1 protein-coding gene is annotated in these 726 nt (G+C 44.2%); it reads right to left on the bottom strand.

The annotated features are described in order from the left end of the window. Nucleotides 1-726, bottom strand: a 726-nt coding sequence (locus R7040_RS26310; RefSeq protein WP_318097555.1) for a 5'-nucleotidase C-terminal domain-containing protein, incomplete at both ends; no start/stop codon positions are given.

The raw sequence follows: 726 nt of genomic DNA, 5'->3' as shown, positions 1-726 counted from the left end.
TGCGTATCAATTTTAGGGTAACCATCGCCACCAGAAGCGTTGTAACTTGGTACTGTGAAGCGGTAACGACCATCTAAACGCAGTTGCTTGTTACCGATAAATACATTGGTGACTTTGTCATTTTCAATACGCATAGAGATACCCGCAAACTGCGCGTAAGCACCTGAATCAACAGGCTTGGTTGCAACAATATTTAGGTAATCCAAGACTTCTTGACCAGACATATCAACGTAAGAAACCATGTTGCCAAATGGCTGTACGGTCAGCACATCTTTGTATGTGATGTCACCAGCTTCAATAGAATCACGCACACCACCTGAGTTCATCACTGCGAAATCTGCTTTTGCACGTTCCATAGGAGCCGTTGCAATTAAACGACCTAGATTCGTCGGTTGGAATCGCACGACATCACGGTCACCTTCTAGCTTACCGTTTGATTCCGCAATTTTCACATTCAGCTGGCTTTGGCCTTTTTCTTGGAAAGGGCGAAGGAAGTCCAACATCGCTTTGTCTTGAGTAATTTCATCTTGAACAAACACACGTTGTGATTGACCATCCACGTTGATTTTTTTCTTCAAGTTTACAGGAATAAGATCGTAGCTCACCATTGATAGTTCGCCGTTACGGAATTCGTAATCGGCACGGCCAACATATTTACCCCACTCATGCGCCTGAACAATGTAAGTACCGTTTTGTTGGTCTGGCTGACACTCATCACCCGGTTTA

The organism is Vibrio sp. 1069 (genome assembly GCF_033340555.1).
This window is presented reverse-complemented; position numbering and strand designations above follow the sequence as displayed.